This window comes from Methanocorpusculum vombati, from assembly GCF_026891935.1.
GTDB classification, from domain to species: Archaea; Halobacteriota; Methanomicrobia; order Methanomicrobiales; family Methanocorpusculaceae; genus Methanocorpusculum; species Methanocorpusculum vombati.
Genome location: NZ_JAPTGC010000006.1, coordinates 19465 through 44719 on the forward strand (window position 1 = coordinate 19465; position 25255 = coordinate 44719).

The 25255-nt window shown below is 55.0% G+C and carries 27 protein-coding genes and 1 tRNA gene; 8 read left to right on the forward strand and 20 right to left on the reverse strand.

Features of this window, described 5'->3' with window-relative positions; translation table 11 throughout:
* Positions 1-14: 14 nt before the first annotated feature.
* Positions 15-320, reverse strand: a complete 306-nt coding sequence (yciH, locus tag O0S09_RS05225) for a stress response translation initiation inhibitor YciH (RefSeq protein ID WP_268922911.1) — start codon at positions 318-320, stop codon at positions 15-17.
* A gap of 312 nt (positions 321-632) precedes the next feature.
* Between yciH and O0S09_RS05230 the strand changes: the two genes are divergently transcribed.
* The 3 genes from O0S09_RS05230 to O0S09_RS05240 all read left to right on the forward strand — a co-directional run bounded on the left by O0S09_RS05230 (position 633) and on the right by O0S09_RS05240 (position 4518).
* Positions 633-1670: a hypothetical protein gene (locus O0S09_RS05230; RefSeq protein ID WP_268922912.1), complete on the forward strand. Its 1038-nt coding sequence runs from the start codon at positions 633-635 to the stop codon at positions 1668-1670.
* A 64-nt stretch (positions 1671-1734) separates the two neighbouring features.
* A complete protein-coding gene (locus tag O0S09_RS05235; RefSeq protein WP_268922913.1) occupies positions 1735-3882 on the forward strand; it encodes a Tex family protein in 2148 nt (715 codons plus the stop codon).
* Positions 3883-4518, forward strand: coding sequence for a DUF2115 domain-containing protein (locus O0S09_RS05240; protein ID WP_268922914.1), 636 nt, complete (start codon positions 3883-3885; stop codon positions 4516-4518).
* 384 nt (positions 4519-4902) lie between these two features.
* Here the strand turns inward: O0S09_RS05240 and O0S09_RS05245 are convergent, their stop codons facing one another.
* Together O0S09_RS05245 and O0S09_RS05250 are read right to left on the reverse strand one after the other, a co-directional pair.
* A complete protein-coding gene (locus O0S09_RS05245; protein ID WP_268922915.1) occupies positions 4903-6471 on the reverse strand; it encodes an MFS transporter in 1569 nt (522 codons plus the stop codon).
* Positions 6472-6543: 72 nt separating this feature from the next.
* Positions 6544-7455 carry a hypothetical protein gene (locus O0S09_RS05250; protein ID WP_268922916.1) on the reverse strand — a complete coding sequence of 304 codons (912 nt, stop codon included), beginning with the start codon at positions 7453-7455 and terminating at the stop codon, positions 6544-6546.
* Between the two features lie 79 nt (positions 7456-7534).
* On the opposite strand from O0S09_RS05250, the gene O0S09_RS05255 reads away from it, so the two are divergent.
* A complete protein-coding gene (locus tag O0S09_RS05255) occupies positions 7535-8098 on the forward strand; it encodes a tetratricopeptide repeat protein (RefSeq protein WP_268922917.1) in 564 nt (187 codons plus the stop codon).
* A 27-nt stretch (positions 8099-8125) separates the two neighbouring features.
* On the opposite strand, the gene O0S09_RS05260 is transcribed toward O0S09_RS05255, so the two are convergent.
* The 13 genes from O0S09_RS05260 to O0S09_RS05320 all read right to left on the reverse strand — a co-directional run bounded on the left by O0S09_RS05260 (position 8126) and on the right by O0S09_RS05320 (position 18271).
* A tRNA-Val gene (locus O0S09_RS05260) sits at positions 8126-8199 on the reverse strand.
* A gap of 92 nt (positions 8200-8291) precedes the next feature.
* Positions 8292-9236 (reverse strand): methenyltetrahydromethanopterin cyclohydrolase, encoded by a 945-nt coding sequence (mch, locus tag O0S09_RS05265; protein ID WP_268922918.1) that lies wholly within the window; start codon positions 9234-9236, stop codon positions 8292-8294.
* Between the two features lie 55 nt (positions 9237-9291).
* A complete protein-coding gene (locus tag O0S09_RS05270) occupies positions 9292-10443 on the reverse strand; it encodes an ORC1-type DNA replication protein (protein ID WP_268922919.1) in 1152 nt (383 codons plus the stop codon).
* A gap of 11 nt (positions 10444-10454) precedes the next feature.
* On the reverse strand, positions 10455-11213 hold the full coding sequence (locus tag O0S09_RS05275; protein ID WP_268922920.1) for a hypothetical protein: 759 nt from the start codon (positions 11211-11213) through the stop codon (positions 10455-10457).
* A 571-nt stretch (positions 11214-11784) separates the two neighbouring features.
* Entirely contained in the window at positions 11785-12354 is a 570-nt protein-coding gene (locus tag O0S09_RS05280; protein ID WP_268922921.1) for a cobalt-precorrin-7 (C(5))-methyltransferase, read from the reverse strand.
* Entirely contained in the window at positions 12351-13373 is a 1023-nt protein-coding gene (locus O0S09_RS05285) for a cobalt-precorrin-5B (C(1))-methyltransferase (protein ID WP_268922922.1), read from the reverse strand. The genes O0S09_RS05280 and O0S09_RS05285 overlap by 4 nt, the downstream gene beginning before the upstream one ends.
* Complete coding sequence (locus tag O0S09_RS05290) at positions 13366-14031, reverse strand: precorrin-8X methylmutase (RefSeq protein ID WP_268922923.1); 666 nt, start codon at positions 14029-14031, stop codon at positions 13366-13368. The genes O0S09_RS05285 and O0S09_RS05290 overlap by 8 nt, the downstream gene beginning before the upstream one ends.
* On the reverse strand, positions 13979-14740 hold the full coding sequence (gene cobJ, locus O0S09_RS05295) for a precorrin-3B C(17)-methyltransferase (RefSeq protein ID WP_268922924.1): 762 nt from the start codon (positions 14738-14740) through the stop codon (positions 13979-13981). Before cobJ ends, O0S09_RS05290 begins: the two co-directional genes overlap by 53 nt.
* 2 nt (positions 14741-14742) lie before the next feature.
* Entirely contained in the window at positions 14743-15612 is an 870-nt protein-coding gene (cbiG, locus tag O0S09_RS05300) for a cobalt-precorrin 5A hydrolase (RefSeq protein ID WP_268922925.1), read from the reverse strand.
* Positions 15609-16322 (reverse strand): precorrin-4 C(11)-methyltransferase, encoded by a 714-nt coding sequence (gene cobM, locus O0S09_RS05305; protein WP_268922926.1) that lies wholly within the window; start codon positions 16320-16322, stop codon positions 15609-15611. Before cobM ends, cbiG begins: the two co-directional genes overlap by 4 nt.
* Entirely contained in the window at positions 16319-16930 is a 612-nt protein-coding gene (locus tag O0S09_RS05310) for a cobalt-factor II C(20)-methyltransferase (protein ID WP_268922927.1), read from the reverse strand. The genes cobM and O0S09_RS05310 overlap by 4 nt, the downstream gene beginning before the upstream one ends.
* On the reverse strand, positions 16924-17457 hold the full coding sequence (locus tag O0S09_RS05315; RefSeq protein ID WP_268922928.1) for a bifunctional cobalt-precorrin-7 (C(5))-methyltransferase/cobalt-precorrin-6B (C(15))-methyltransferase: 534 nt from the start codon (positions 17455-17457) through the stop codon (positions 16924-16926). Before O0S09_RS05315 ends, O0S09_RS05310 begins: the two co-directional genes overlap by 7 nt.
* Before the next feature lie 229 nt (positions 17458-17686).
* Entirely contained in the window at positions 17687-18271 is a 585-nt protein-coding gene (locus O0S09_RS05320) for an amino acid kinase family protein (RefSeq protein WP_268922929.1), read from the reverse strand.
* Between the two features lie 44 nt (positions 18272-18315).
* On the opposite strand from O0S09_RS05320, the gene O0S09_RS05325 reads away from it, so the two are divergent.
* Positions 18316-19992 (forward strand): phospholipase D-like domain-containing protein, encoded by a 1677-nt coding sequence (locus O0S09_RS05325; RefSeq protein ID WP_268922930.1) that lies wholly within the window; start codon positions 18316-18318, stop codon positions 19990-19992.
* Positions 19993-20039: 47 nt separating this feature from the next.
* On the opposite strand, the gene O0S09_RS05330 is transcribed toward O0S09_RS05325, so the two are convergent.
* Together O0S09_RS05330 and O0S09_RS05335 are read right to left on the reverse strand one after the other, a co-directional pair.
* Positions 20040-20279 carry a winged helix-turn-helix domain-containing protein gene (locus tag O0S09_RS05330; protein ID WP_268922931.1) on the reverse strand — a complete coding sequence of 80 codons (240 nt, stop codon included), beginning with the start codon at positions 20277-20279 and terminating at the stop codon, positions 20040-20042.
* A gap of 215 nt (positions 20280-20494) precedes the next feature.
* Positions 20495-20734: a winged helix-turn-helix transcriptional regulator gene (locus tag O0S09_RS05335; protein WP_268922932.1), complete on the reverse strand. Its 240-nt coding sequence runs from the start codon at positions 20732-20734 to the stop codon at positions 20495-20497.
* Positions 20735-20827: 93 nt separating this feature from the next.
* Here O0S09_RS05335 and O0S09_RS05340 point away from each other — a divergent pair, with 93 nt between their 5' ends.
* Positions 20828-21187, forward strand: coding sequence for a hypothetical protein (locus O0S09_RS05340; RefSeq protein WP_268922933.1), 360 nt, complete (start codon positions 20828-20830; stop codon positions 21185-21187).
* Between the two features lie 2 nt (positions 21188-21189).
* Here the strand turns inward: O0S09_RS05340 and O0S09_RS05345 are convergent, their stop codons facing one another.
* Positions 21190-21375, reverse strand: coding sequence for a hypothetical protein (locus tag O0S09_RS05345; RefSeq protein ID WP_268922934.1), 186 nt, complete (start codon positions 21373-21375; stop codon positions 21190-21192).
* A gap of 33 nt (positions 21376-21408) precedes the next feature.
* Between O0S09_RS05345 and O0S09_RS05350 the strand changes: the two genes are divergently transcribed.
* Entirely contained in the window at positions 21409-21837 is a 429-nt protein-coding gene (locus O0S09_RS05350; protein ID WP_268922935.1) for a hypothetical protein, read from the forward strand.
* Here the strand turns inward: O0S09_RS05350 and O0S09_RS05355 are convergent.
* Entirely contained in the window at positions 21807-23063 is a 1257-nt protein-coding gene (locus O0S09_RS05355; RefSeq protein WP_268922936.1) for a tRNA (N(6)-L-threonylcarbamoyladenosine(37)-C(2))-methylthiotransferase, read from the reverse strand. The genes O0S09_RS05350 and O0S09_RS05355 overlap by 31 nt on opposite strands.
* Positions 23064-23146: 83 nt before the next feature.
* On the opposite strand from O0S09_RS05355, the gene ppk1 reads away from it, so the two are divergent.
* The gene (gene ppk1, locus O0S09_RS05360; protein ID WP_268922937.1) at positions 23147-25246 is read left to right on the forward strand and encodes a polyphosphate kinase 1; all 2100 of its coding nucleotides are present in this window, start codon (positions 23147-23149) and stop codon (positions 25244-25246) included.
* The last annotated feature ends 9 nt before the right edge of the window (positions 25247-25255 follow it).

Consider the following 25255-nt stretch of genomic DNA (forward strand, 5'->3'; position numbering starts at 1 on the left):
ATATTTTTTAGAATTCAGCTGATATTATCGATACTGTATCCGCGTGTGGTCAGCAGTTCCTTTACTCTGTCGCGGTGATTTCCCTGAAGTTCAATGGAATTTTCCTTCACCGTGCCGCCGCAGGCAAGGCGTCCTTTTAAGAACTTGGAGAGATCCTCGAGATCGATCTCATACGGATCCAGACCGTCCACAACGGTCACCTCTTTTCCGTACCGTCTCTTGCTTACTTTCACGCTGATTCTTTGCTGTTCCTTTGCGACTTCTTCACAAATACAGAGTTCTTTTGGTAAACCACATTTCGGGCAGATGCCACTGTTCATTGCACTACTAAATGGTGCTCGTGAGTTAAAATAGATATTGGCCTGACAAGCGTTGCACCTTTATTCCTGATCATCCCACAAAAAACACCGAACACACAGAAATTTTCAACATCACGGAATATACAAGAAAACCACAGAAACAGAGTAATTTAGAATTCCGTGATGTTCACGAACTGTTCCGGGAGGTTGTTACTTCCGTGCGTTTCGTGTCTTCTGTAGGCTGAAATACGATTATTCGTAGGCAATAAACGAATTTAGGTACAACGCCCTGCTGAGGAAAACTCTTATCTCCTTTCGCATCATCTATCCCATATGAACTGCCCTGTCTGCGGACAGGATTGCATTCAGTCTTCTGATGATCTGGTAACTACTTCTGCTCACCGGTTTGATGCGTGCCCGTCCTGTCAGGGTTTGCAAAGAGACAAACGTCTACCGCCGGTTCTGGACTCCCCTCCCCCTCCCTGCCCGGTCTGCGGCAAACGCTATATTGATGATGTTTTTTCCCATATCTGGCTGATACTCGTAGAAGAGAAGATCATTTCCCCCGCATCTCCGCTGGGCAATGCAGGAGTTCCGCATCTGCATCCGTTTATGGTACTCAGTGCCCCGCCGTATCTCCCGCCGCACTCCCTGATTCTTCTGACGCATGCCATTGACAAAGATATTGCCGACCGCCTGATGGCAGAGATTCCCGAACTCCTGGGCGTTGTCCGGGACCGGCATGTGGTCCCGGGATTATCCCGCGGAATGGATTCGCCGGTATTTCATACACATGAACTTATTGCCGGATGCGACCTTCATGCCGCCGTTTTCCCGTCGCCCGCCGGAAACATTGTGGTGTACCAGCGAAGTTCCACCATGCATGTAGAGATGCCGCGACCATTCAATCCGAAACTTCTCTCGATCTCCCGTATGATTGGACGGTCCCGCCCGACGACGGTCATCGACGGCTGTTCGGGAGTAGGAACCCTCGGTATCGCCGCAAGTCTTGCCGGAATGCCGCATGTCATTCTCAATGACCGGTGGTCTGCGGCAGCATTCTGGAGTGCGGTCAACATCTCGGTCAACTGCCGTCCGCTGGGTCTTGACGATTTTTCCTGGCAGACAGACCCCGCGGAATTTCCCCAAAAAAAGATCCGCCGCTGTCCGGTGGAGGTGGCATCCGCCTCCGGCAGCCATGCAAGGCTTGAGGTCTGGCACGGGGATTTCCGGTGTCTTCCGCGAAAAATTCCGGTCTCTGCTGATGCACTCTGCGTCTTTGATCCGTTTGAGAAAGAGGACCGGCAGGGTATGGAAAAGATCATGAACGAGTGGAAAAAATCCACCGGCAGCCGGATTTTTATACCGTAATTTTCCCGCTAACCTCCGGAAGAGGCAGATTTATCCCGCACCCCATGCAAGTACTACACAACATATGATCCTCTCCACAGGCCCCGGTTCCACCCGCCTCTGCCGCAAAGTTGCCGATTCCCTTTCCCTTCCTGAGGAGTCCGTTACTGCGGTTGCGTCGCTGTTCGGCAGCGGGGCAACCGTCCCTTTCATCGCCCGCTACCGGAAAGAGGCCACAGGTTCCCTTGACGAGGTTGCCATCGCTTCGGTGCGTGACGCACTTATCCGCATCAAACAGGTTGACGATCGCAGGGGAAGCATTCTTGCAACGCTTCGGGAACGAAAGGTTCTGACCGCTGATTTGCAGGACAAACTCCTCGCGGCCGATACCGTTGCTGAGCTTGAAGATATCTATCTGCCGTTCCGGCCAAAGCGCCAGACCCGTGCAAGCGTTGCCCGCGACCGCGGTCTTGCACCGCTTGCTGCGGTTCTGCGCATGCAGGATGTGCGGCTGTCGCCGGAGGCGGCAGCCGCAACCTTCCTCACTCCGGAGGTTCCGACAGCGGCGGATGCGCTTGCCGGTGCACGGGACATTATTGCCGAGGAGATCTCCGAGGACGCCGGTCTCCGCGGTATGATTCGCGGCATCTATGCCCGTTCCGCACATCTCTCTTCCGGGGTGGTGAAGGGAAAGGCCGAGGATGCCTCGGTGTATGCCGGATATTTTGCCTGGGACGAGCTGATCACCCGTGCAGCATCCCACCGCGTGCTTGCGGTGATGCGGGGTGAACGGGAAGGCGTACTCCGCCTGCATCTCGCGCCGCCGGAGGAACGTGTTCTCAAAGAACTGATTCCGCGTGTCGTGACCGGTACCGGTGCGGCTTCGTCCGAAGTTGCGGCAGCAGCAGCTGATGCCTACCGCCGTCTGATTGCCCCGTCACTGGAACGCGAGTTTTTCAACACGATTAAGGAGCGTGCCGACACCGAGGCGATCTCGGTGTTTGCCGAGAACCTTCGTCATCTCCTGCTTGCCGAGCCTGCCGGAGAGAAGCGGGTGCTTGCAATCGATCCGGGATACCGTACCGGCTGCAAGTTTGTCTGCCTTGATGCGACCGGCGGTGTTGTGGAGACCGGTGTTCTCTATCCGGAGACGAAGCGTACTCAGGCACGCGAAACGGTGATCCGGCTCTGCAAGACGCATGCAATCGACATCATCGCGATTGGAAACGGTACGGCAGGCCGGGAGACGGAGAAGTTTGTCAAAGGTATCACCTTCGGCAGACCGCTGCCGGTTCTGCTGACAAGTGAGTGCGGTGCGTCAGTGTACTCGGCGTCGGCGGAGGCACGGCGCGAGTTCCCGGATCTTGACGTCACGCTTCGCGGGGCGGTGTCCATCGGACGCCGTGTCCAGGATCCGCTGGCGGAACTGGTCAAGATCGATCCAAAATCGCTTGGTGTCGGTCAGTATCAGCATGATGTGGATCAGAACCGGCTTGCCGCAAAACTTGCCGATGTGGTCGAGCAGACGGTGAACGCCGTCGGGGTGAACCTCAATACGGCAAGTTCCGCGCTGCTCTCCTACGTGTCGGGTATCGGGCCGGCACTTGCCGAAAAGATCGTTGCCTACCGGTCCGCAAACGGTCCGTTCAGGAACCGCAGGGAACTGCTGAACGTTCCGGGAGTCGGGCCGAAGACTTTTGAACAGGCCGCAGGATTTCTCCGTATCCGCGGAGGCGATAATTCGCTTGATATGACCGGTGTGCATCCCGAGCGGTATTCCCTTGTGGAACGGATGGCAGCGGACCTTGGCGTCCCCGCAGGAAGGCTTGCAGGCAGTACCGAGCTTTTGAAACGGATCGATCCGGAGAGGTATGTGAGTCCGGACTGCGGTCTTGTGACGGTCACCGACATCATTGAGGAGCTGGCAAATCCGGGCCGTGACATCCGTGTTACGGGGGAGGAGGAGTTTTCCTTTGATTCCACCGTGCAGGAGATTACTGATCTGACCGAGGGTATGGTGCTTCCGGGCATTGTTACAAACGTTACGGCGTTCGGGGCGTTCGTGGATGTGGGTGTGCATCAGGACGGACTTGTGCACATCAGTGAGCTTGCTGACCGGTTTGTTGCACATCCGTCCGAGGTGGTTCAGGTGGGGAATCATGTCCGCGTGGTGGTGCTGGCGGTTGATACGGCCCGCGGCCGTATCAGTCTGAGCATGAAACGGGCGGTGTGAATGGGGTTCTGGAACCGGTCCGGGGCGGAGCGGTATGCTGCCGGTGATACTGACTGGTCTGCTCTTGCACGTCTTTTGCGGAAAGGTGAACTTCTTGCGGAGTTGCAGTCCTGCGGGGCCGTGTTTACTCCGGAGGATCTGGAGGAGATGCTTGTACGGTACGGGAAAAAACTGGCGCATGTCAGGAAGGAGTATGCAGCGGTTCTTCTTGCTTCTGCCCGTGTCCAGATTGTGGACGGGTATCACCGCATGATGACAGCAAAACTTGCAGCTGTTCATGCTGATGTTCGTCTGCCGGGGTCGTGGAAGGAGTTTGTGCGGTTTGCTGCGGATCAGACCCGGGGAAATCGGCTTGCAGAGCTCAAGTATCTGATCGCTGCGTATGCTATGTACGTTGCGGATGAGCCGGCCCATCCGGTGGGGACGCCGTTTCCCGGCGGATACTCCGTTGAGCTGCATGAGGGTGTGTATTACTGTCCGGTACGTGCTGCCCAGAGTGAAGTGGATGAGGCGCTTTGCCGGTTCTGTCCTGCGGTGCAGAGCCGTGAACGGGATCTGGTGCTTACCCGCGGGCAGCGTGAGTTTGTGGAACGCGGGGAGAAACTGGAGAACTACTTCTACCATTACCACGGGTGATCGGTGAAACAGTGCCCGGGATGCGGGCCGGGCTGTTCTTTTTTCATTTTGTGTGTGTCAGGCCGGATGTTGCGCCTAACTCCGTTTATTGACGATGAATCATCGTATTTCAGCCCACAGAAGACACGAAACACACAGACGCAAAAAACATCCCGGACCAGTTCGTGAACATCACGGAATCCTAAATTACTCTGTTTCCGTGATTTTCCCGGGTATTCCGTGATGTTGAAGATGTCTGTCTGTTCTGTATTTTTCGTGGGATCTTCAGGAAGAAAGGTGCAACTCCCCTCAGCAGGATGCTGTCCATAAACCCGTGCGATTCTGGGCGGCTCTTCTCATCCTGCCCATCCCCGCACAGCCCGCAGACAGTTTTCAAAAACAGTATTACCGGGACTGCGTATCCGCAGTCCAGGACAGCAGCATCCCGACAACCAGCACCACAATCGCCGCAACAACCGTCGCATGCATCATCACCAGAAACTCCCCGACATGATCCTGCCCCATCTGTACCCCGGCACCGAGAAACAGATTCGTCAGCACCGTCATCATCCCAATAGAGATCGCCATCCCCAGCATACGGGTTGTCGAAAGTGTACCGGACGCCATACCGTACTCCTGCTCGGTTACCGCATTCATGATAGCCGTACTGTTCGGCGTCACAAAAATTGCAATCCCCACACCAAACAGTGCCTGTACCGCAACCATCGTCCAGACCGCCTGCTCCGCCCCGCAGGTCAGGAGAAGCAGCATACCAAGCACAATAATACCCAGCCCGGTCGTCGTCGCATAGCGCGGCGGCGCATTCTTCACCAGGCGATCAATGACCGCAAGCACAATCGACCCGCAACCAAACGCCGCAACACTCGCCGCAACCACCGCTGCAAGCAGCCAGACAGGACTCGCAGACGGAACCCCAAGCAAAAATGCTGCAGCACCGCCCGCCACCGCCATCACCGCACCCGACACAATCAGCCAGCGCGGCAGCAGGTGATCATAGAACTTCCCGGCCACAATCGTAAACAACACCAGAATCAGTCCCTGCGTCGTTACCACCAGCGCACGTTCCAGCGCAGAAAAACCCCAGGCATGGGTCATATACATCGACACCAGCGACCCCATCGCATAAATTGCCACATAATACAACAGATTCGCCGAATTATTGAACGTAAACCCGCGGTTCTTCAAAATCAGCTGTACCGGAACCAGCGGATTGGATGCCCGCCTCTCATACCGGAAGAACAGCCCGAGCAGCACAAGTCCTGCAACCAGCAGTCCGAGTGCAAACAGATCCGGCATCTTCGAAAACCCGTACAGCCCGAGTGTCATACCAAAAATAAACAAAACCGCCCCCGGCCAGTCATACGGCATCGTATCCGTCGGCACATCGCGCGGCACAAACGGAACAGCCAGAACAAACGACAGCAGGGCAACAGGCACCAGAATCAGATACACCATCTGCCACCCGTACACATCCGTCAGTGCCCCGGCAAGCAGCGGACCTGCAAGCTGTCCGAGGAACACACCGGTCATTGCAATCCCGATAGCCGTACCCCGAAGCTCAACCTTCACTACCGAAGTAACCAGCGCAATCGCCGTACCAAACATCAGCGCGTTCCCCACACCTTCGACCGCCCGCATCACCAGCACCATCTCCCCCGTTGTTGCAAGACCGATACCAAGCGAACCAATCCCAAGAAGCAACACCCCCAGACAAAAGAACACCTTCTTACTGATCTTGTCCGCATACCGTGCCGCAGGGATAAGAAACACTGTTGAAGTCAGCAGATATATCGTCAGAATCCAGCCGAACATACTCATCGGCAGCTGCAGATCCGAAATCAGAGAGGGGAGCGCAATATTTGTCGCCTCTCCGATAAACGGCGGCAGAAAACATGCAATCGCAACAGTAATCGCCACCAGGTACTGCTGACGGTTCAGATGCACAGAATCCATACTCATCCATTGGAAAGAGGACATGTATTAAGATACCGAAATGATAAGCAACTCAATTATGAGTAAAAAAGATTAGGAGTTCTTCCTTGCCGCGGCAATGACCCTGTCGGCACGATCCGAATCAAGATTCGGGCAGAGCGTATACCACTCCGCTTTAATCTCCCGCTCATCCTTCGGATCACGGAACTTTATCAGCGTCGTCACCGCCCGGTAACAGGTCCGGCACAGCGGCACATACTCCCCGGACCCTGAACCGAACTGCGGAAGCTCGGCCGGAGACACCGCACCGCACAGATGACACACATGCATATCCGGCCCTGCGGCGGAGGGAGATGCTGCCTGAGACTCCCGGTGAACACCTGAGGACGGCGGCGGAGCAACCGTCCGCACCGGAACGGATGCCGGCATCGTTTTTCTCTCCGCCGGTTTTCTTACCGGCGGAGATACGATCTCCTCCTCTTCAAACAGATCCTCCTCCGGCTCCCCTGCGGACTCGTGATACGGCACCGGCTCCTCATACCGTTCCCCGTACTCCGGTTCCCCGTATTCGTCGTATTCAGGATCCGCCATCCGGTCGGCAATACCCGTTTCCATCACACCATCCTGAATCTCCAGCTCCGGATCGCGGACATGTTTTGGCACATAGGACTCGGGTCTCTCCTCCTCGGCCTCAAGCGGCATGCTTTCCTTCCGGGGCTTCTGCTGCTTTTTCTTACCGCCTCCCCCGAATATCGACGCAAACAACCCCTTCTTTCGGGGTTTTGACTTAGGTGAAGAACCGCCGCCGGTCTCCATCAGTGCATCGGACGACCCGCCGAAGGATACATCAGCATAACTGTCAAACGCTTCCTTTTCAACCGGGTGATCGCCGCCGAACCCCCCGCCCAGTACATCAAACGATTTTCCTTTGGACTTCTTCTTCCGCAACCCGCTGCCGCCAATCGGACCTGCGAGCGGATCGAACTCCTGTTTTTTCCGTGCCATGGTAATTCTTCCGCCGGGTAGTTTTCTACTTTCATATGCAACGCCCACCTATTAATACCTCTGGAGTGATCTCTTCTATATGAGTGGTGATGACGGGATAAACGACAGCCGGTACTGGTTCAGCCGCGGGGAGACCGAACGCGACTGCGGCAACCTCCGGCAGGCACGGCTGTGTTTTGAACGGGCGGCTGATCTTGACGCCGAAGTTCCCAAGTACTGGGCTGAACTTGGTCTGGTACTCAGTGAATGCGGCGAACATGACGATGCTGTCAAATGCCTCAGACGGGCAACGGACCTCGATCCGAAATGCGCGGAAAGCTGGTGCGGCCGGGGTGTCGTCTTCTGCCGGTCAGGAGACATTGACGCTGCGCTCTTCGCCTTCGACCGGGCAGTACGACTGAACCCCGAGGTCTCCGACTACTGGCTCAACCTCGGCCTGATGTTTGCCGAACTCGGCGACCATGCAAAAGCGGTGACCGCGTTTGAGTGCGGACTGGAGATCAATCTCTACGACGAAGAACTCTGGAAACAGAAAGCAGCGTGTCTTGCAAAACTCGGCGAGGAGGTGCGGGCGCGGCACTGCTTTGAACGTGCCGGCGAGATCGAAATGGAACGGGCAACACGACCGGAATACTTCCCCTGACACCCGGCAATCTTTTTGAAAAATGAGTGGACCCGAAGGGATTCGAACCCCTGACCTCCAGCATGTAAGGCTGGCGTCATAACCACCTAGACCACGAGTCCAATTGTGCCTTATTCTATACTCACTGCAATGTAATTAACTCTGCGGAATCATCAGAAAAAGATAGGGAGAAGAAAATCCCCCTGATTTTTTCTTATGCAAGACCGAAGGACTTCAGCGTTACATCAACATCGACTTTGCCGACCTGGTAAACCTTGCCGGTAGAGACCTCATTGATGACAACTTCTGCCGGGGAGAAAAGGCTGGTATCGATCTTGTAGAAATCGTAGCCTGCCTCCTTGAAGATCTCATTGAACGGTTTGCCGTATCCCTTGGAAGCGCAGCTCGGGATCTTCTCAAGATAGTCAACGATCTCCGGAGCGTTCATCGTTAAATTGATCTGTCCGTGGTAGATCGTTGCATCGTTCGTAACACCCATGGCGAGCTTGGGGCCGCGAACCGGCGGAATCGGAGCACTGCCGGCAGCAGTGAGAATCTTGCGGGTGTCAAAGCCGAGCTCGTTCAGCTTGTAAACAGCGGTCTCCACACAGCGTCCGGCAACCTGAATGGAACCGACGAGGGAAGACGTCGGTGCAACAAGGGCACAGACATTGGCAACATCAACCTTGCACTTCTCTGCAATCTTTTCCATGACCGCACCGTTCGGCAGGTGGTCCGCTTCCAGACAGATAACTGCTGCATCGCATTCATCCTCGTAGCCGATAACCTCATAGGTGTGTTTCGGCTGCAGGGACAGGGCACGTGCCGGGCCGGAACCCATGGCAAAGAAGTTGTCATGCTTCACGGTCCAGCCGGCCTTCTGTGCGCCAAGGCAGGAAATTGCCGGGAAGTCGGTGTTCACATCAATGAAGGTCATCGGGAACTTGCCGACCATTCCCTGACGGAATGCAATGTCGCCAAGGCCGCCCATGCAGATACGGGTGAAGTAGTCGCCGGCGCCGAAGCCTCCCGGAACAGCCACACCACAGTCCACGATACGGGCGCCGTTGTCAAGTTCATGATATGCTACATTGAATAAATCTGCATTCTCGACGAGTTCTTCGAAGAGATCGAGTCCGAGTTCATTTACGCTAACCAAGATTATCCCCCTTTAGGAATATGATTCAGTTATGGATCAGGAAAATAGATAAGAGTTATGTGTTTGCTTTGCAGCCGGTCTGGTTTTTCCGCAGGGCAAGAACACGTTTGGGGTCATATCTGAGGCTGATTATCCGGATTCTGCCGTTGCCGGTGTTCTGATAGCTGAGCGTTACCAGCCGCAGATGATCGAGCTTTTCGATGATCTGCACATACCGCGTATAGCCGGTTGCTTCCTTTCCAAGGGAGGTGTGCACCGATCGGGTGGTGATAATATCCGCATCGTTTGTCATTTCCGCGAGACGGAACAGGACATTTGCTTCATCAGCCGAGAGAACACGGACGAGCTCGGCAAGCCGGAGGTCGCGGGAGATGGAGAAAGCCTGTGTTACGTCATCATCGGTGACGTTCATCCGTGCATCCCGTTCGGCGTTCATGACGGAACGCTTGATGAGATCAAGACCGATTCTGATATCACCGCATTTCATGGTGCGGTCAACGATGCGATCGAGGAGGTCGGCGGTTAGTACATTGGGGTAGAGACCCTGCATTACCCGCTGCGAGAGAATGCCCGCAATCTCTGATGCGGTGTAGGGGGCAAAGTGAATGATCTGGGGCCGGAACACCGAGGCGACACGGGCATCAAGAGTGCGCTCCAGATCAACATCAGGGTCGCTGATAATAACGATCACGCCGAATCTGACATGTTCATAGGTTTCATGGGACCGAAGAAGAGCATAGAGGACTTTGTTCAGCTCTTTTTCATATACGAGATAGTTGGCATCGTCCAGACAGATGATTGGAGTAATTTCTTCGTTTTCGATGTACTTTGCAATCATGTCAAAGAGCATCTTAAAGGAGGTGCCGCTCGGCGGCTGGCAGTTTTTGGTAAGTTTTGTGTAAATCCGCGAGAAGATTGCATACTCTGAGCCGTCAATCTGACAGTTGATATGGATGGGCACAATCTTTTTGGTGGTTCCGGAAATCTCCTCAAACAGTTTTTTAACGGAGGTTGTCTTCCCGGTTCCGGGAACGCCGCGGCAGACGGTGTTGAGGATGCGGCCTCCGGCGAGAGCCGGGCGGACGGCATAGGCAAGTTCCTGAATCTGCTCGTCCCGGTACTCAAACTGTTCGGGGACATAGTCGATGTCAAATACCTCAATGTCCTTGAAGAGGGTCTGATCCCACATGAGCAGATTTTTTTTCATGATTTTTCTCCTTATTTCATGCAGGTTTTGCAGAGTGTTTTGCCCATGAAGAGGTTGGAGACATCACGCTGCACTTTGGAAACAACTGCGCCGCACTTCTCACAGGTATAGGTAACCGGTTCTGCTGCTGCTGCGGGTGCGGGTTTTTCTTCGGTATTTACCGGTTCTGGTTGTACAATAACTGGTTCTGGCACCTTCGGTGTCTCTTCGGCTTTTACTGGTTCTGGTTGTACAATAACTGGTTCTGGCACCTTCGGTGTCTCTTCAGGTTTTACCGGTTCGGGTTCTGCACTAACCGGTTCTGATACCTTCGGTGTCTCTTCAGCTATTACTGGTTCGGGTTCCGCACTAACCGGTTCTGGCACCTTCGGTGTCTCTTCAGGTTTTACCGGTTCTGGTTGTACAATAACCGGTTCTGGCACCTTCGGTGTCTCCGCAACGGTTACCGGTACCGGAGTTTTCTGTTCTTCGCGTTTCACCACTCCGTCAGTATCGGGGACCGGTCCGAAGAGTTCATCAAGCGGATCGGGTGACGGAGATGCGGGTGTTTCCGGCACATGCTTTTCCAGTACGCGGGTACGATATTTATCAATTGATGCACGGGTTGTCGCATCATTCTGCGCGTAGCCGTCCAGAACACGGTTCAGGTATGCGGCAAGCTCTGCTGCCTCTTCCTCGGTCTGCACGCAGTCGCTCACCTCAAGGCGGAGACTTTCATAGTTGCCGACATTTATGGCAACCCCGATTGTCAGTGTCCTCCTCTCTGACATAATAGTAATACTGTTGGCGCTTTGCGGAATTAATGATGTGTATCCGGATGGCGTTGTACCTAAATTCGTTTATTGACTGTGTTCTGCCGCGAAATGATTTAGTAGGTATTTTTTCTGAAAATTGTAGGCGAGTGATGAGCGGGCGGGATGAGAAGAAACGCCACAGATGTGCACGGCAGAGCCATGCAAATCTGCGGCGGCTTTTCAGCAGCCCCAAGCTGTCACCTGAACAGTACACAAGCTTCGCGAGCGACGAACAGCAAATGCGATGAGCGAAGGCGACCCCGAAGAGGGAGCGGAACAAGACTGAGAAGCAGTGAGCACGGCTCTGCCGTGCGAGACCTACGGGGCTTGCAACTCAGCGCCGAAGGCGCATCTGCGTTGGTCTTCCCTCATCCTCCCAAACGAAGACACCCGGACAAACGTCGCATCTGCCATGAAAAACCACGGAATTACGCGGTCTTAATAGAACACGTACCCGGAAGGAATGCGCAAAAGAATGGGACTGTAGGACCTCCCGGCCTTCCCTTTTTCCCGCCGCAGTTGCGCCGCGCTCACCGCATCGCGGGAGTTAGTACCCCGCAACAACACAGAACAACCGGCTTTGCACCGCCGGCGGATGCTCCGCCGTCCCTTCCGCAACCCGCTCCGAAGGATACCCCAAATCCTCACAGACCGCAACCCGCGTCTCCGGAGGAAGTGCCGCCGCAAGCGCTGCAACTGAAAAATCCGGATCCGCAATCACAAACACCGAATGCCCCGCACGCACATCCGCTGCCGCACGTGCAATCGCCGATGTATGATCCTTCCCGTGCGCATTCACCACCGCAACGTTCGTCCACGAAACCTTCAGCCGTGCAAATGCCGCCTGCATCGACGAAATCCCCGGGACCACCTCGCCCGGCAGATACCCGAGCCCCGCCATCAGCGGATCACCCGTTGACAGAACCACTGCATCCTCCGGAAGACCACGCAGCGCAGTATAATCCGTAATCGGCACCAGCATCGCATCCGAAGCCGCATATCCCCGTGCAAGCTCAAGCGCACGATCCGACCCGTAGATCAGCTTCGCCGCACGAATCCGGGAAATACCCTCCTCCGTCAGCATCCCCGCACCCGCACCGACCCCCACAATAATCATTGCCGCACCTCCCCGGAATCAATCAGCACCGAACCCGACCGATCGAGAAGCACAATGCGCACACGCGGATACCGCCGCACTGCATCCAGGACCTCTTCCTTCATTGCATCCCGGCCCCCGGTCGAAGCCGCAAGCTCCTCCACCGTCGAAAATCCCCGGGACGTCGCCACCTCCGGATGAAAAAACCGGAGAATCAGACCTGGCAGACCGCACACAACAACACTGCGGCAGTGCTCCGCCGCAGAAAGCGCCTCGGAAATCTTCGATCCCGCAAGCACCACCTCACACTCCGGAAACAGCAGCCGCGAAAACCGCAGACCGGTACGGCCTGTCGTAATCACCACATCCGAAGCCGCCGCAATCCGCTCACCGAGCGTCTCCGTCAGATGATCATCCCACGGCTCCACAAACCCCGTCGTCCCCACTACCGAAATACCTCCCAAAACGCCAACCTTCGGATTCAGCGTCAGTGCACCAATCCGCGCACCTTCCGGAATCCGGAGAACAACCTCCGCACCGGCAACACCGGTCAGACGACAGGCCGCCTCAATCGCCCCCAGAATCTCCGCCCGCGCCTGCGGACTGATCGCAGGCTCGCCCTCTGCATACCGGGGAGTGGCACGGACAAACCGTCCGATACCCTCTCCTGCGGCAAGCAAAACCGTCTCCGACGGTTTCGCCTCCGCGGCAATCACAATCCCCGCCGTAACATCATCAGGGTAATCCCCCGAAAACTTCCGCGCCTCACCATACCCGTTCCTGCCGCAGGCAGGAACCAGAGCCCGAATCCCGCACGGCAGCAGAACCTCCGCCTCCGACACCTCCGCACCATGCAGAGACGCCACCGCAGCAAACGCCGCTGCCGCCGCCGTGGTCCCGGTCGTAAACCCGCGACGGAGCACCGTACCGTTCGCCGTCAGCACCCCAAACCCCGAGCGTGCAAGATCCCGCGCCGCCTCATCCGTACACAGACGCACCCACGCCTCGGGATAAGGAAAACCGCTCACCGGATCAATCATGACTCTGTTCGGAATACATGGTAATAATCTCATTCAGCGACGCAACCGCCACCGGCGTACCGCCGCGGGTACCCACGTTGGAGACCGACGGAACCGCCTTCGTACGAAGAACCTCCTTTGACTCCGCCGCATTCACAAACCCGACCGGCGTCCCCACAATCAGCGCCGGACATATCCCTTCATCCACAAACCCGCACACCGTCAGAAGCGCACTCGGCGCATTCCCGATAACCACAATCGAACCCTCCAGCCGGTCTTTCAGCGCAACAAACCCCGCTGAACTGCGGGTAATCCCCTGTTCCCGGGAAATGTCCGCACCGTAGTCCAGCGCACACTCCACCGGACAGGAATGTCCGCGTTTCTGAATCCCGGTCAGCACCATGCGGATATCCGTAAAAACCGGGGCACCTGCCGCAATCGCAGCAAGACCCGCAGAAACCGGATCATTCTCGAACCGCAGCAGATCTGCCATCGCCCAGTCGCCCACCGCAATCGAACACCGCTGGCGAATCCGATCCTCGGGCGTTGCATTCCCCACCATCTCCCGCGCAAGGCTTCTGCTGCGCGACGAAATCGAAAATCCTTCCGGCGTATCAGCGCCGATATCAGTATACGTACTTTCTGTGGTAACCCCGGGGTGTAATAATTCCTTTGACATCTCCGTTATCCTCCCAGAACCTGGTCTCCTCGCCGCCGATAATCAGAATCGAATGCATATCAACCAGCTCATCATTTTCTCCAAGCGATGCAAGCGTCACGCAGAACGTCTCCTCGCCGTCGCGGAACACATTCTTCACCACGCCCACCGGCGTATCCGGGGAGCGGTACTGCAGCGCAATACCGATAGCCTTCCCCAGATTCAGCGGTCGTCCGCGGCTCTTTGGATTGTACAGCGCGACCGGAACACCCATCTGAAACGCCAGATGCAGACGTTTCTCGATCGTCTCCCACGGCGTCAGCAGATCCGACAGGCTCAGCGTCACATAATCGCCCGAAAGCGGCGACCCGAGGCGGGACGCCGCCGCAGTTGCCGCAGTCACGCCCGGCAGCACCTCGACATCCGTCTCCGGAAACTCATGCTCCACCACCTCAAGCACAATGCTTGCCATACCGTACACACCCGCATCGCCGCCGGTGATCATCGCAACATTGCAGTCCGCCGCAAGGCGGGCTGCTTCTTTTGCACGGTCAACCTCTTTACCCATCGAACTGCGGATGACCTGCTTGTTTGCAAGCAGCACCTCCAGTTTATCCAGATAAAATGCATTGCCAATCACAACATCCGCAGCGGCAATTGCCTTCATTGCAGCCGGAGTCAGCTGCTGCAGGCTGCCCGGTCCGGAGCTTACTATCCAAAGAGTTCCCATGATTATTTTCCTATGGCAATCGTGACGCGGCCATAGACGGTCTTGTTCAGAATCAGTGTACCTGACTTCGCGAGTGCCAGAGCACACGGCTCGGCAACGCCCGACAGACCCAGCATCCCGGCACGGGACGGGGTCTTTGGTACCTGTGCATTAATAGTATCATCATCCAGAAAGATGAGATTGCCGGATAAGGACCTGATCGCCTCATGCAGTCCCTCCTCGTGAAACTTCTTCACCGTCGTTGCATACATCGTTATCTCATCCTGTGAAATTCCTGCCGCAGCACAGGCTGCAGCAATGGCCGAAAGAATCTCTTCGGCAGTCGTACCCAGGCGGCACCCGACGCCTGCCACATACCGTGAATCGTTCACCAGAACCGACACACCCGGATTTGCAACCACGATGTGCGGCGGATCAACCCGCACAACCGGCACATCGCCGTCAAGAACCGCACCGTTCACCTCACGGGTCGAAGACCGGTTCACGATAGCGAGACCGCCCGCACGGGCGGTCTCTTCCACCGATGGCCGTCCCTTCGTCTCCGTTGCCGTTGAGATCACCGGCTCGATGCCAAGCGCCGCAAGGCGCCGGGCGCAGACATTTCCCCCGTGATGACCGCCGAGTACCGGAACCGCATACCGGAGATCCGGCGTAACCACAACCACCGCAGGATCATGCCACTTATCGGACAAATGCGGTGCGCAGCCGCGAACCGCAATCCCGGCCGACATCACCGCAACAATCACCTCAGTGTTCCCGTAGAGATCCGCAAACACGTGATCCGAGTACGGCACCAGCTCCGCATCCAGAAACGCGGCAACCTTCTCCCCTTCGGAGTGGAACCGGTCCAGAACAACAACAGCAGTCTTCATCCGTAGAGATGCGAATTTGTGTAAGCGGCTTTGATTCCTGCAACCACATCGCCGACGATGATAAGTGCCGAACGCTCAATCCCTGCCGCATGCACCCTATCGGCAATATCCGCGATTGTTCCCCGGATAATCTGCTGATCCGGCCATGAGGCATGATATACCACCGCGACCGGCGTATCCGGGCTCCGGCGGAGTTTCTTCATCACCGCATCGATGTGACCGGTGGAAAGAAAGATCACCATCGTCGTCCCGTGTGCCGACAGCTCCGCAAGCTGATCCGAATCAAGCGTCTCCCCCGCCGACCGGGTGACAATCACCGACTCGGACACCCCGCGAAGCGTGTACTCGGTTTGCAGCGCAGCCGCAGCGCCGAACATGGAGGAAACGCCCGGCACAATCTCCGCATGAATGCCGTCCTCTTCGAGGGGTGCAATCTGCTCCACAATCGATCCGTAAATCGCCGGGTCTCCCGAATGCAGCCGCACCACAACCTTTCCCGCACGCACGTTCTCCGCAATCACCGAGGTGATCTCCTCAAGCTTCATTCCCCAGGAGTCAAGCTTCAGGGCAGCAGGGGATTTTGCCACAAGCTCCGGGTTTACAAGCGACCCTGCATAAATGAGGACATCCGCCTTTTCTAACAGAGCCATTCCTTTGACCGTAATCAGGCCCGGATCGCCGCATCCAGCGCCGACAATATAGTATTTCATACCTTCCTCGCAATCATAATCGAGAAGTAGTTCGTCTTCTCCGGCAGCGTTCCGCGGTGCACACATTCGCCGTCCATATACATACGCTCCACCACAATGAAGTCATTATACCCATCGGTTTTCAGCTGTTCCGCCTTTTCCCGCGGATGCGTGACCTTCATCAGAATTTTTGTTGCAGGATCCGCCGGACCATCCGTGACCAGGAATGCACCGTTCACCGGAATCCGTGCATGGGAGGCAACCGCGGTAATGGAACTGATGCCAGGCACCGTCTCCACTTCAAGACCCGGATACCGTTCCCGCACCATCTCGGCAAGCCGGGAGAAGGTTGAGTAGTAGTTCGGATCCCCGATAAGGCCGAAGACCGCTTTGCCCGCCTTTGCCACGGGAACAATCTTTTCGGCATTGCGTTCCATGCATGCCGTGATAACCTCCTCGTCACGGGTCATCGGGAACTCAAGAACAACAATCTCTCTGGCATAGGGTTTCACCAGCTCCGAGGCAATACCGCCCGGCACAAACACCGTGTCCGCCTCGGAAAGCAGGCGGACTGCTTTGAGGGTCAGAAGCTCCGCATCACCGGGGCCAAGACCGACTGCCGTTAACATTCGCGGCCCCCGTGAATAATATAGATGGGATTGATTGGTTTGAACATAATGCGCTCCGTAAGCTCATAGGATCGGGACACCTGCAGATGCACCGCTTCCCGAAAAATTCCCCGTTCCTGCATGGCGTGAATTGTATCAACGGCGGTTTCGATGAGGACTGCATTGACCACGACGCTCCTGCATCCCTCCTCGTCCAGCCGTGCAATGACTGCGGCAATGTCGCGGCTTCCGCCGCAGAAGGCGCAGTCAATTTGTTTGTGAGGGGAGGAAAGAAACGACAGTGCCTCGCCTTCAAACACGTCAACCTGCGGGAGACCTGCACAGGTCTCCCGGGTGATCGAAACTGCTGCAGGACGGCGGTCAACGGCATACACGCAGCCGCCGGCACCGGTCAGCGCAGCAATTGCTTTTGTTACCGTGCCGGTACCGCAGCCGATATCGGCTGCGGTATCGCCGGGCCGTACGCCGAGTTTTTCAAGTGATACTGCCATCACTTCCGGTTGTGTGGGTCCTCCGGGTAGCTCCATACTGATCTCTCTGTCCTTAGGAAAATTTGCTTTAGCGAAAGTTACTGAGTAGTGTTTGTGAGGAGGCATTATAGTTGTATGCAGTTGGACAGGTAGTGTTTCAAAAGATTTTGCTCCCAAAGTCTGCAATATCTTCTATTGCAGGATCACCAGGTTTCTCTTGGGAAAAGGTGATGTTTCTGCTTTCGTGCAGTTTGTATGCTCCGTGGGAGAGCCAGAAATACACCCGTCACCGCACCCGGGTTCCGGGAACAGAAATCCCGTGCAGACAGGCAGACAGGCGATCCGGGCACCGCCCGTTGATGATCATCGCCGGAACCGCATACCTGCGCAGAACATCCCGGCAGCAGGGATCAATCACATCCGTCTCCATACCCTCCGGCATCTCGGTAAGCAGCTCCCCTCCCGAGAAAATCCCGTCAACCGATTTCAGAAGAATCAGCGGACATCCCAGTTGTCCTGCAACCCACGCCGAGATCGCATCCGACGTCACATCCCATGAATGCGGCAGAGGATCCGCCTCCCGCAGAACACGGTACGGAAGAAAAATCCGTGCCCCCGCCTCCGGCATTGAACACGCATCCTCCGCCAACACTCCGGACGCTGATAAAAACCACCCGTACTGATCCATCGCAGCCACCGCCATCCAGTGCGCCGCAGTTCCGTCAATACCAAGACCCCGGACATCATTGGCAAAGACTCCCCCGCCCGGCACAATCAGCACCGGCACAGGAGATGCAGCAAGAACCTGCATCACAGTATCCGCAGCATCCATCAGGCTGCCCCCCACCTTTACAACAACTCCTCTGCTCATAAATCTGCAATACTATTAATCTGTCTCATAACACAAAAACCAGTATGAGAGTCTGGATGCTTGTGTGTATCGCCCTCTGCATAACCGCCGCCCCCGTATCCGCAGGGTTCCTCGTAACCGAGATCTGTCCCGACGGATATGCAAAAGGGGACGGGGATGAGTACTTCGTCCTGTCGGGAACCGGCAGCATGGACGGCTGGGTAATAACCGACGGCGAAGGATCGGTCCGGTTCCCGCCCGGTTCAATCTCTCCGGGCAGCATCGTCATCGCCCGCGAAGGAACTGCCTATTACACCATTCACGGCACCTATCCGGACTATGAAATATACAGCACGCACCCTTCCGTACCTGATGCACTCTTCACCGGCCGGTTTCAGATGGCAAACACGAAAGACGACATCACTCTTCTGTATCATGACTCCCCGGTACAGTCCTTCTCCTGGCCGGAGGACTTCATCCCCGGAAACGGACGGATACACATCTGTACTGACGATATCTGGGACGAACGGATTTATAAAATCGGACAGAGCCGTTTCTCCCCCGAAACATTCACCGCAGAATCTGTCACACTCTTCGTCTCACCCGACTCCTCATTTGAAGTAGTTGACTCCGTCATCGACAGTACGCGTTTTAGCCTCTGCATCTCCATGTACGAGTTCACCCACCCGGAACTCGCAGAATCGATTGCCGACGCCGCGGCACGCGGTGTCGCAGTAACCCTCCTTGTTGAAGGGGGGCCGGTAGGCGGTATGAGTTCCGAAGAAAAAGGAGTACTGAACTACCTCACAAACGCCGGAGCCGCAGTCTATACCATAGAAAGCACAGACGAACTGCCCGCACGTTATCGGTACCTGCATACAAAGTATCTGGTAGCCGACGAAGACACCCTCCTCATCCTCTCGGAAAACTTCAAACCAACCGGAATCCCGCTTCCGGGAACACGCGGTAACCGGGGCTGGGGTGCCGCAGTACACAGTTCCGGTGTTGCCGGATACTTCCGTGATGTCTTTGATGCAGATCTTGCCGGCTATGACATCCATCCCTATACCCCGGGAACAGAACCTCTCCCGGACACCTGGAAAGACGAAGACGTCACCGTCCGGTTCCCTGCACACACCGTCTACAATGTCGAAGTCACCCCGGTCATCTCGCCGGATACCAGTGTCCTCATCCCTCATCTGATACAAAACGCCGGGAAAAAAATTGACCTCCAGCAGGCCTATATCTCCCCCTACCCCGGAGGCGCGCACAATATCTGGCTGGATTATGTGCTTGAAGCGGGGGGTCGCGGCATCCCTGTCCGTGTCATGCTGGACGGGATGTACTACAACACCGACGGTGATACGGACAACGACGAAATAGTCGCAAATATCAACCGGATGTCCAAAAAAGACAATATATCGGCCTCAGCACGGCTGAAACTCCCGGACGAATACATAACCAAGCTGCATAACAAAGGAGCGATAGTGGATATGAAATACGTATTGGTAAGTTCAATAAATTGGAATTATAATTCCCCAAATAATAATCGGGAAGCGGGAATTATCATTAAAAATGAAGAATCTGCGGAGTATTTTTCAGAAATATTCCAATATGACTGGGATGGAACTTCCGGTAAATGGGAGATCGGAGCAACGAAACAGATTGATTTACGCTATGTTCTGGTTGCCGTAATCCTACTGCTACTATTTGTCATTTGGCAACTGAAGCGGCGGAGATAAAATAAAATTGAATTAATTGGATATTCACGGTTCTTTTCAGGAATTGGTTATGCAGATGCCTGATTCGTAGAAACAGCAAGCTTCGGCTGGTAGATTGCCTGCCGGGCATCCCGGAAGTTGAACTTCTCGATCACGAGACCATTTTCCTTCAGACGCTTGAGTGCATATCGAACGGTACGCGGAGCAAGTCCGGTGCCCGCAACGATATCCTTGTGTGTCTGCGAACCGGTGCTCTCCAGAAGACGGAGAATCGTGATACACGATTGGGGCATTTCTGTTCTTTGCATACAAAACAATTGTTTTAAAAGTATTTATAGATTTCTAATCTAGTTCGTATAACTACGAACTAAATGAATCTGCAGCAAAAAATGCACTACGTATCACAATCAACCTATTTTACGGCTTATACGGATTTTTAAAGAGAAATGACGGAAGATTACGGGTTGTTTTGCATAAAATAAAAAAAAGAGGTTTTTCCAGGATTTTTAGCCTGATTACCTGCTTATGCGGCGGCCTGTGTCGGAGCAGAAGGCACTTTCAGCGAATACAGGATCTGTCTTGCATCACGGAAATTGAACTTTTCCACGAGCATATCGTGCTCCTTCAGCTTTTTCAGCGCATAACGGATAGTTCTTGGAGATAACCCTGTTAACTGGGCAATTTCCTTGTGGGTCAGAGAGTTGTACGGGTCCAGTACTGACAGTACTTTGACCGATGACTTGGGGAGTTCTGTTTTAGTCATAACGAACAATCGACCTCTGAGCATATATAGGTATCTGCCATACCAAAAAGGGCAATCTACAAGTAGGTCGCAACCCATACATTCAACACAACCATGCTGACCCCGCCCGAACGGCATGCCGTACTCATTCTTACCGGTGTCATCGCAGCCCTTGCCCTCTTCCATTTCGGAGTTGCCTTCCTCTTTCCCGATGGTGGGGCAGTTCCCTATGCAAATGACCGTGCCGACGGTTCACTCGTCACTCTTACCGGTACCGTGGAAGACATCACCTTTACCCGAACCGGCGGACACCTGATTCTCAACATCTCCGGCACACCTGTATTTGTACCGGATGGCGGTACCGGTCTGGAACTTCTGCGGGGCGACAACGTAACGGTGCGCGGCATCGTAGACACCTATGCCGGAAAAAAAGAGATTATCGTAAACGATCCAGCTGATATTGTACTGCATTAAGTTTACGTCCGGTCTGCCTCACCGGGAAGACCGTCACCTTCAATCACTGTTACATGGCTTGCAAAGCCCTTCTTTTTCTTCTGATCCTCAGACCCCGCAATCTTGGTTGACCCGCTCTTTGCTTTGCGCCCGTCAACACCCGCTCCGGTATCGCTTCCTTCATCAATATCATTAAATTTTATTCGCATAGGGAAATCATCGACCCGTAACAATAAAGTCATTTGCACGAGGACAAGTACATCATCATGACCGAGCTTCCCAAACCCGGCGAACGCATCGATGTCCTTGTACTTCGCGACCTGCGCCGGACCGAACACATCAATATCTATCTGTATATGGACGAGGAGATCGCCCGAACCTCAGACCTTGCCGCAGACCTTGCAAAGTACCGGTTGGTCGATCCCGACTTCCGGCCGGTAATGGAGATTGAAGAATGGTTCAAAACCATACAGAAACAGATGCGCCAGATAGCGGGCGCAGACGCACGCGTGGAAGAAATGTTTGCTGCAGAACCCCTGAACGCAGAAATTCTGGAGACCGGCGAGATACAGACCGCAGTCGGCCCCCGCACCTACCTCAAAGCACTTCTTCCCTACCTTGATGAAATGGAAGAGATACACTACTCCAATGCCACTATGCCCACAAGATAATGCCGGCGGTGACCGGTGATGGTCACCCGCACCCGGGTCCCAAGGGGAATCTCCGACAGGATCACAATATTCTGATACGTCCTGTCGCGTGCCGTAACACTGCCCGCACGTACCACCTCGGTTACCACCGCATCAACCGTTTTTCCAATCCAGGCTTCATTATTTGCATCATACACCGCGTTTGCCGCATTCGTCAGGGCACGCGACCGTTCCTTCTTTACCGGTTCGGGAAGATTCTTCATCTTTGCCGCAGGCGTTCCCGGCCGCACTGAAAACCGGGTGATGTTCACTTTTCCGGGCCGTGTGGCAAGAATCTGTGCAACCGATGCCTCACCATCCTCTGCCGTCTCCCCGGAAAACCCTGCGATATAATCCGTTGAGATGCGGATATCAGGATACCGTTCGCGGGCGCGGCGGCAGATCTCCTCATACTGGGCTGCCGTATACCTTCGTCCCATTGCCTTCAGCACCGCATCCGAGCCCGACTGCACCGGCACATGCAAAAACAAAAAGATCTTCGGATCCGCAACTGCATCCAGAAAATCATCCAGAATCGGCAGCAGTGTATCCGGATTTGCCATACCGATACGGATATGGAACTCTCCCGGAATCTTCGTCAGCGCCCGCAGCAGATCCGGCAGCCGCAGACCGTCAGTGCGGTCCATCCCCCAGGAACTGACATCCTGTGCAGTTACCTGAATCTCCGCAGCTCCCGCCTTCACAAACTCCTGTGCCTGTTCCACAATATCCTCAAGCGGGAAACTCACCAGCTTCCCCCGGGCAAACCGGGTGATACAGTAGGTACAGTGACCGTTGCATCCCTTTGCAATCTGCAGCACTGCATGATCTCCTGCCCGTACTGTCCCGACCTCGCGGTAACAGGAGTGAATCAGATCCGGATCAATAATATATGCATCCGGATGTACCGACAGCACACGGTCCGCCGATATGCCCGGCAGACATCCCGTCACAATCAGAGTCTTACCGGCAAACAGGCGCATCCGTTCATACATATGCTCCTCGGTCCTGGCAACCACAATACAGGTATTGATCAAAACCGCATCCGCATCCTCCGCGGTATCAGTAATAGTACAGCCCTGGGACCTGGCGATCTCAATGACCTTCTCCGTATCCCCAAAATTATACGTACAGCCGTACGTCTCCGCATACAGCCGGATATTTCTCAGCCGGTCAAGTGCCGCGGCAGTCAGAGCTGTTGAATCCATGTATGCTATACTGATCTGTGCCGAACTAAATAACTAAGTATCTCCGAGAACCATACATTTTCATTTCAGGCCGGGATACCTCCATGGGCAAAAAACACAAGACGGATAAAAAATCCAAAAAGGAAAAAAAGGTCTCCGAAACAGGAAGACCATTGTGTGAAGACTGCGGCAGATACTTCAACCGGGAACTTTCCTGGCTGAAATTCAATGAACGCATTCTGGCCGAGGCAAGAAATCCCCGCAACCCGCTGCTGGAACGGGTCTCATTCCTCGGCATCGTCGCCGATAATCTGGACGAATTCTTCATGGTGCGGGTGCCCGCCTATCAGGAAGGAGCAACCCGATCCAGTGATGAGTATGAAGAAGTGGTCGGCAGCCAAACGCAGCTGGAGATGATCTACGACCGGACCATCTTTCTGATGCGCAACATGTCCTGGGTCTGGGCAAGGGAACTCAAGCCGGAACTGGAAAAATCCGGCATCATCTTCACCAAATATACCAAATGCAGCGAATCGGAGAAACGGACACTCCGAAAAGAACTGGAAGGAATTCTTGCAGAAAACCCAGTTCCCGTCATTCGCGGGGATCGGTTCGAGGACATTGGACACGATGAGTTCCTCAAAGGCATGGGGCTGCTTGCCAGGTCGGAGCGTGGTTATGCGGTCCTCCCCATTCAGGATATTCTGGATACCTATGGAAGATTTGTCCGTGTCGGCAAACGAAAGGCAGAATATATTTTCCGGGAAGAACAGCTGCGGAAAAATGCCGACCTCCTCCTCCCTGACGAAAACGTCCGCGCCGTTGTACCGGTGCGTCTTACCCGTGACTCGGATCTGGACCTGAAAGGAGACGATGCCGACGATCTGATCTCAGCCATTAAGGCAGCTCCCGAGACGCTTGCAAAAAAACTTCCCTCGCGCCTTGAAACGGAACAGTGGCTGCCGTACGGATACACCAGTCATCTGGTGAGTGCACTTTCCCTGATCCCGGAGCTGGTCTATGACGTGCCGTCCCCCCTCGGCCTTGCCGATCTGAAAAGATTCCCGGTTTCCCGTCCCGAACTGAAGTTCGCCCCCTATACCCCGGAGGTTCCGGCAGGACTTTCCGAAGAGAACCGGATCTTTGAACGGCTGGCAGACAGGGACAGCATGCTGTTTACCCCTTATGACAGCTTTGACGGGCTGGTCAACTTCCTGAACGCCGCAGCAAAGGATCCTGCCGTACAGACGATTCAGATGACGCTGTATCGTCTCGGCCCTGAGTCTCCTGTTGCCGCCGCCCTGATTGCGGCTGCCAAAAACGGTAAGGATGTCACCGCCGTCATTGAACTGAAGGCAAGCTTTGACGAGGAGGCCAACTTCCAGTGGGCAACAAAACTCAGTGAAAATGGCGTTACCGTAATTCACGGCGTACCGGGCCTGAAAGTACATGCGAAATGCTGTCTGGTCACCCGAAAGGAAGGTGACAAACCTGTCCGGTATGCCACCATCTCAACCGGCAACTACAACGCAAAGACGGCACGGATTTACTCCGACATCTCCCTGTTTACCGCAGACTCTGGTATCTGCCGCGATGTTGCCGTGCTGTTTGCCTATCTTGCCGGAAAAGAGGAACACCCGGAATACAAACATCTGCTGATAAGCCCGGATTTCATGGAGGGTGCCCTGATGCATCTCATCCAGCGCGAGATCGATCACCAGAAACGTTCCGGAAACGGGCACATCGTTCTGAAGGTCAACTCCCTGACCCACCGGCCGATCATCAATGCACTGTACGAGGCATCCAACGCCGGTGTCAGGATCGATCTGATCGTCCGTGGTATCTGCATGCTCCGGCCCGGCGTCCAAAACCTCTCCGAAAATATCCGGGTCATCTCTATCGTCGGCAGATTCCTGGAACACAGCAGAGTATTCTACTTTAGAAATGACGGAGACGAACAGGTGTTTATTGGCAGTCCGGACATGATGTCGCGCAACCTCAAACGGCGCGTTGAGGTTGTCTGTCCGGTTCTTGACCGCAAGGTCAAAAACACCATCATCAACAAAATTCTGCCGACATTCCTGCAGGATACGGCCAAAGGCTATGTCCTTGAACCGGACGGCCGGTATCTCCCTCCCAAACATCCCGACTCCGGTCTTGGGGCGCAGCAGATGTTCATCGCAATGAGAAAGGTCTGGTGGTAGTCTGAAAAA

Excerpts from the sequence above, each read along its gene's own strand:
- O0S09_RS05330 (WP_268922931.1), bottom strand. The coding sequence starts at position 20,279 with ATGCAAAGAACAGAAATGCCCCAATCGTGTATCACGATTCTCCGTCTT.
- O0S09_RS05340 (WP_268922933.1), top strand. The coding sequence starts at position 20,828 with ATGCTGACCCCGCCCGAACGGCATGCCGTACTCATTCTTACCGGTGTC.
- ppk1 (WP_268922937.1), top strand. The coding sequence starts at position 23,147 with ATGGGCAAAAAACACAAGACGGATAAAAAATCCAAAAAGGAAAAAAAG.
- O0S09_RS05320 (WP_268922929.1), bottom strand. The coding sequence starts at position 18,271 with ATGAGCAGAGGAGTTGTTGTAAAGGTGGGGGGCAGCCTGATGGATGCT.
- O0S09_RS05335 (WP_268922932.1), bottom strand. The coding sequence starts at position 20,734 with ATGACTAAAACAGAACTCCCCAAGTCATCGGTCAAAGTACTGTCAGTA.
- O0S09_RS05235 (WP_268922913.1), top strand. The coding sequence starts at position 1,735 with ATGATCCTCTCCACAGGCCCCGGTTCCACCCGCCTCTGCCGCAAAGTT.
- O0S09_RS05275 (WP_268922920.1), bottom strand. The coding sequence starts at position 11,213 with ATGTCAGAGAGGAGGACACTGACAATCGGGGTTGCCATAAATGTCGGC.
- O0S09_RS05240 (WP_268922914.1), top strand. The coding sequence starts at position 3,883 with ATGGGGTTCTGGAACCGGTCCGGGGCGGAGCGGTATGCTGCCGGTGAT.
- O0S09_RS05280 (WP_268922921.1), bottom strand. The coding sequence starts at position 12,354 with ATGATTATTGTGGGGGTCGGTGCGGGTGCGGGGATGCTGACGGAGGAG.
- O0S09_RS05230 (WP_268922912.1), top strand. The coding sequence starts at position 633 with ATGAACTGCCCTGTCTGCGGACAGGATTGCATTCAGTCTTCTGATGAT.
- cobJ (WP_268922924.1), bottom strand. The coding sequence starts at position 14,740 with ATGGGAACTCTTTGGATAGTAAGCTCCGGACCGGGCAGCCTGCAGCAG.
- O0S09_RS05355 (WP_268922936.1), bottom strand. The coding sequence starts at position 23,063 with ATGGATTCAACAGCTCTGACTGCCGCGGCACTTGACCGGCTGAGAAAT.
- O0S09_RS05315 (WP_268922928.1), bottom strand. The coding sequence starts at position 17,457 with ATGGAGCTACCCGGAGGACCCACACAACCGGAAGTGATGGCAGTATCA.
- O0S09_RS05310 (WP_268922927.1), bottom strand. The coding sequence starts at position 16,930 with ATGTTAACGGCAGTCGGTCTTGGCCCCGGTGATGCGGAGCTTCTGACC.
- yciH (WP_268922911.1), bottom strand. The coding sequence starts at position 320 with ATGAACAGTGGCATCTGCCCGAAATGTGGTTTACCAAAAGAACTCTGT.
- O0S09_RS05345 (WP_268922934.1), bottom strand. The coding sequence starts at position 21,375 with ATGCGAATAAAATTTAATGATATTGATGAAGGAAGCGATACCGGAGCG.
- O0S09_RS05290 (WP_268922923.1), bottom strand. The coding sequence starts at position 14,031 with ATGTCAAAGGAATTATTACACCCCGGGGTTACCACAGAAAGTACGTAT.
- O0S09_RS05255 (WP_268922917.1), top strand. The coding sequence starts at position 7,535 with ATGAGTGGTGATGACGGGATAAACGACAGCCGGTACTGGTTCAGCCGC.
- O0S09_RS05325 (WP_268922930.1), top strand. The coding sequence starts at position 18,316 with ATGAGAGTCTGGATGCTTGTGTGTATCGCCCTCTGCATAACCGCCGCC.
- cbiG (WP_268922925.1), bottom strand. The coding sequence starts at position 15,612 with ATGAAGACTGCTGTTGTTGTTCTGGACCGGTTCCACTCCGAAGGGGAG.
- O0S09_RS05270 (WP_268922919.1), bottom strand. The coding sequence starts at position 10,443 with ATGAAAAAAAATCTGCTCATGTGGGATCAGACCCTCTTCAAGGACATT.
- O0S09_RS05245 (WP_268922915.1), bottom strand. The coding sequence starts at position 6,471 with ATGGATTCTGTGCATCTGAACCGTCAGCAGTACCTGGTGGCGATTACT.
- cobM (WP_268922926.1), bottom strand. The coding sequence starts at position 16,322 with ATGAAATACTATATTGTCGGCGCTGGATGCGGCGATCCGGGCCTGATT.
- O0S09_RS05285 (WP_268922922.1), bottom strand. The coding sequence starts at position 13,373 with ATGATTGATCCGGTGAGCGGTTTTCCTTATCCCGAGGCGTGGGTGCGT.
- O0S09_RS05250 (WP_268922916.1), bottom strand. The coding sequence starts at position 7,455 with ATGGCACGGAAAAAACAGGAGTTCGATCCGCTCGCAGGTCCGATTGGC.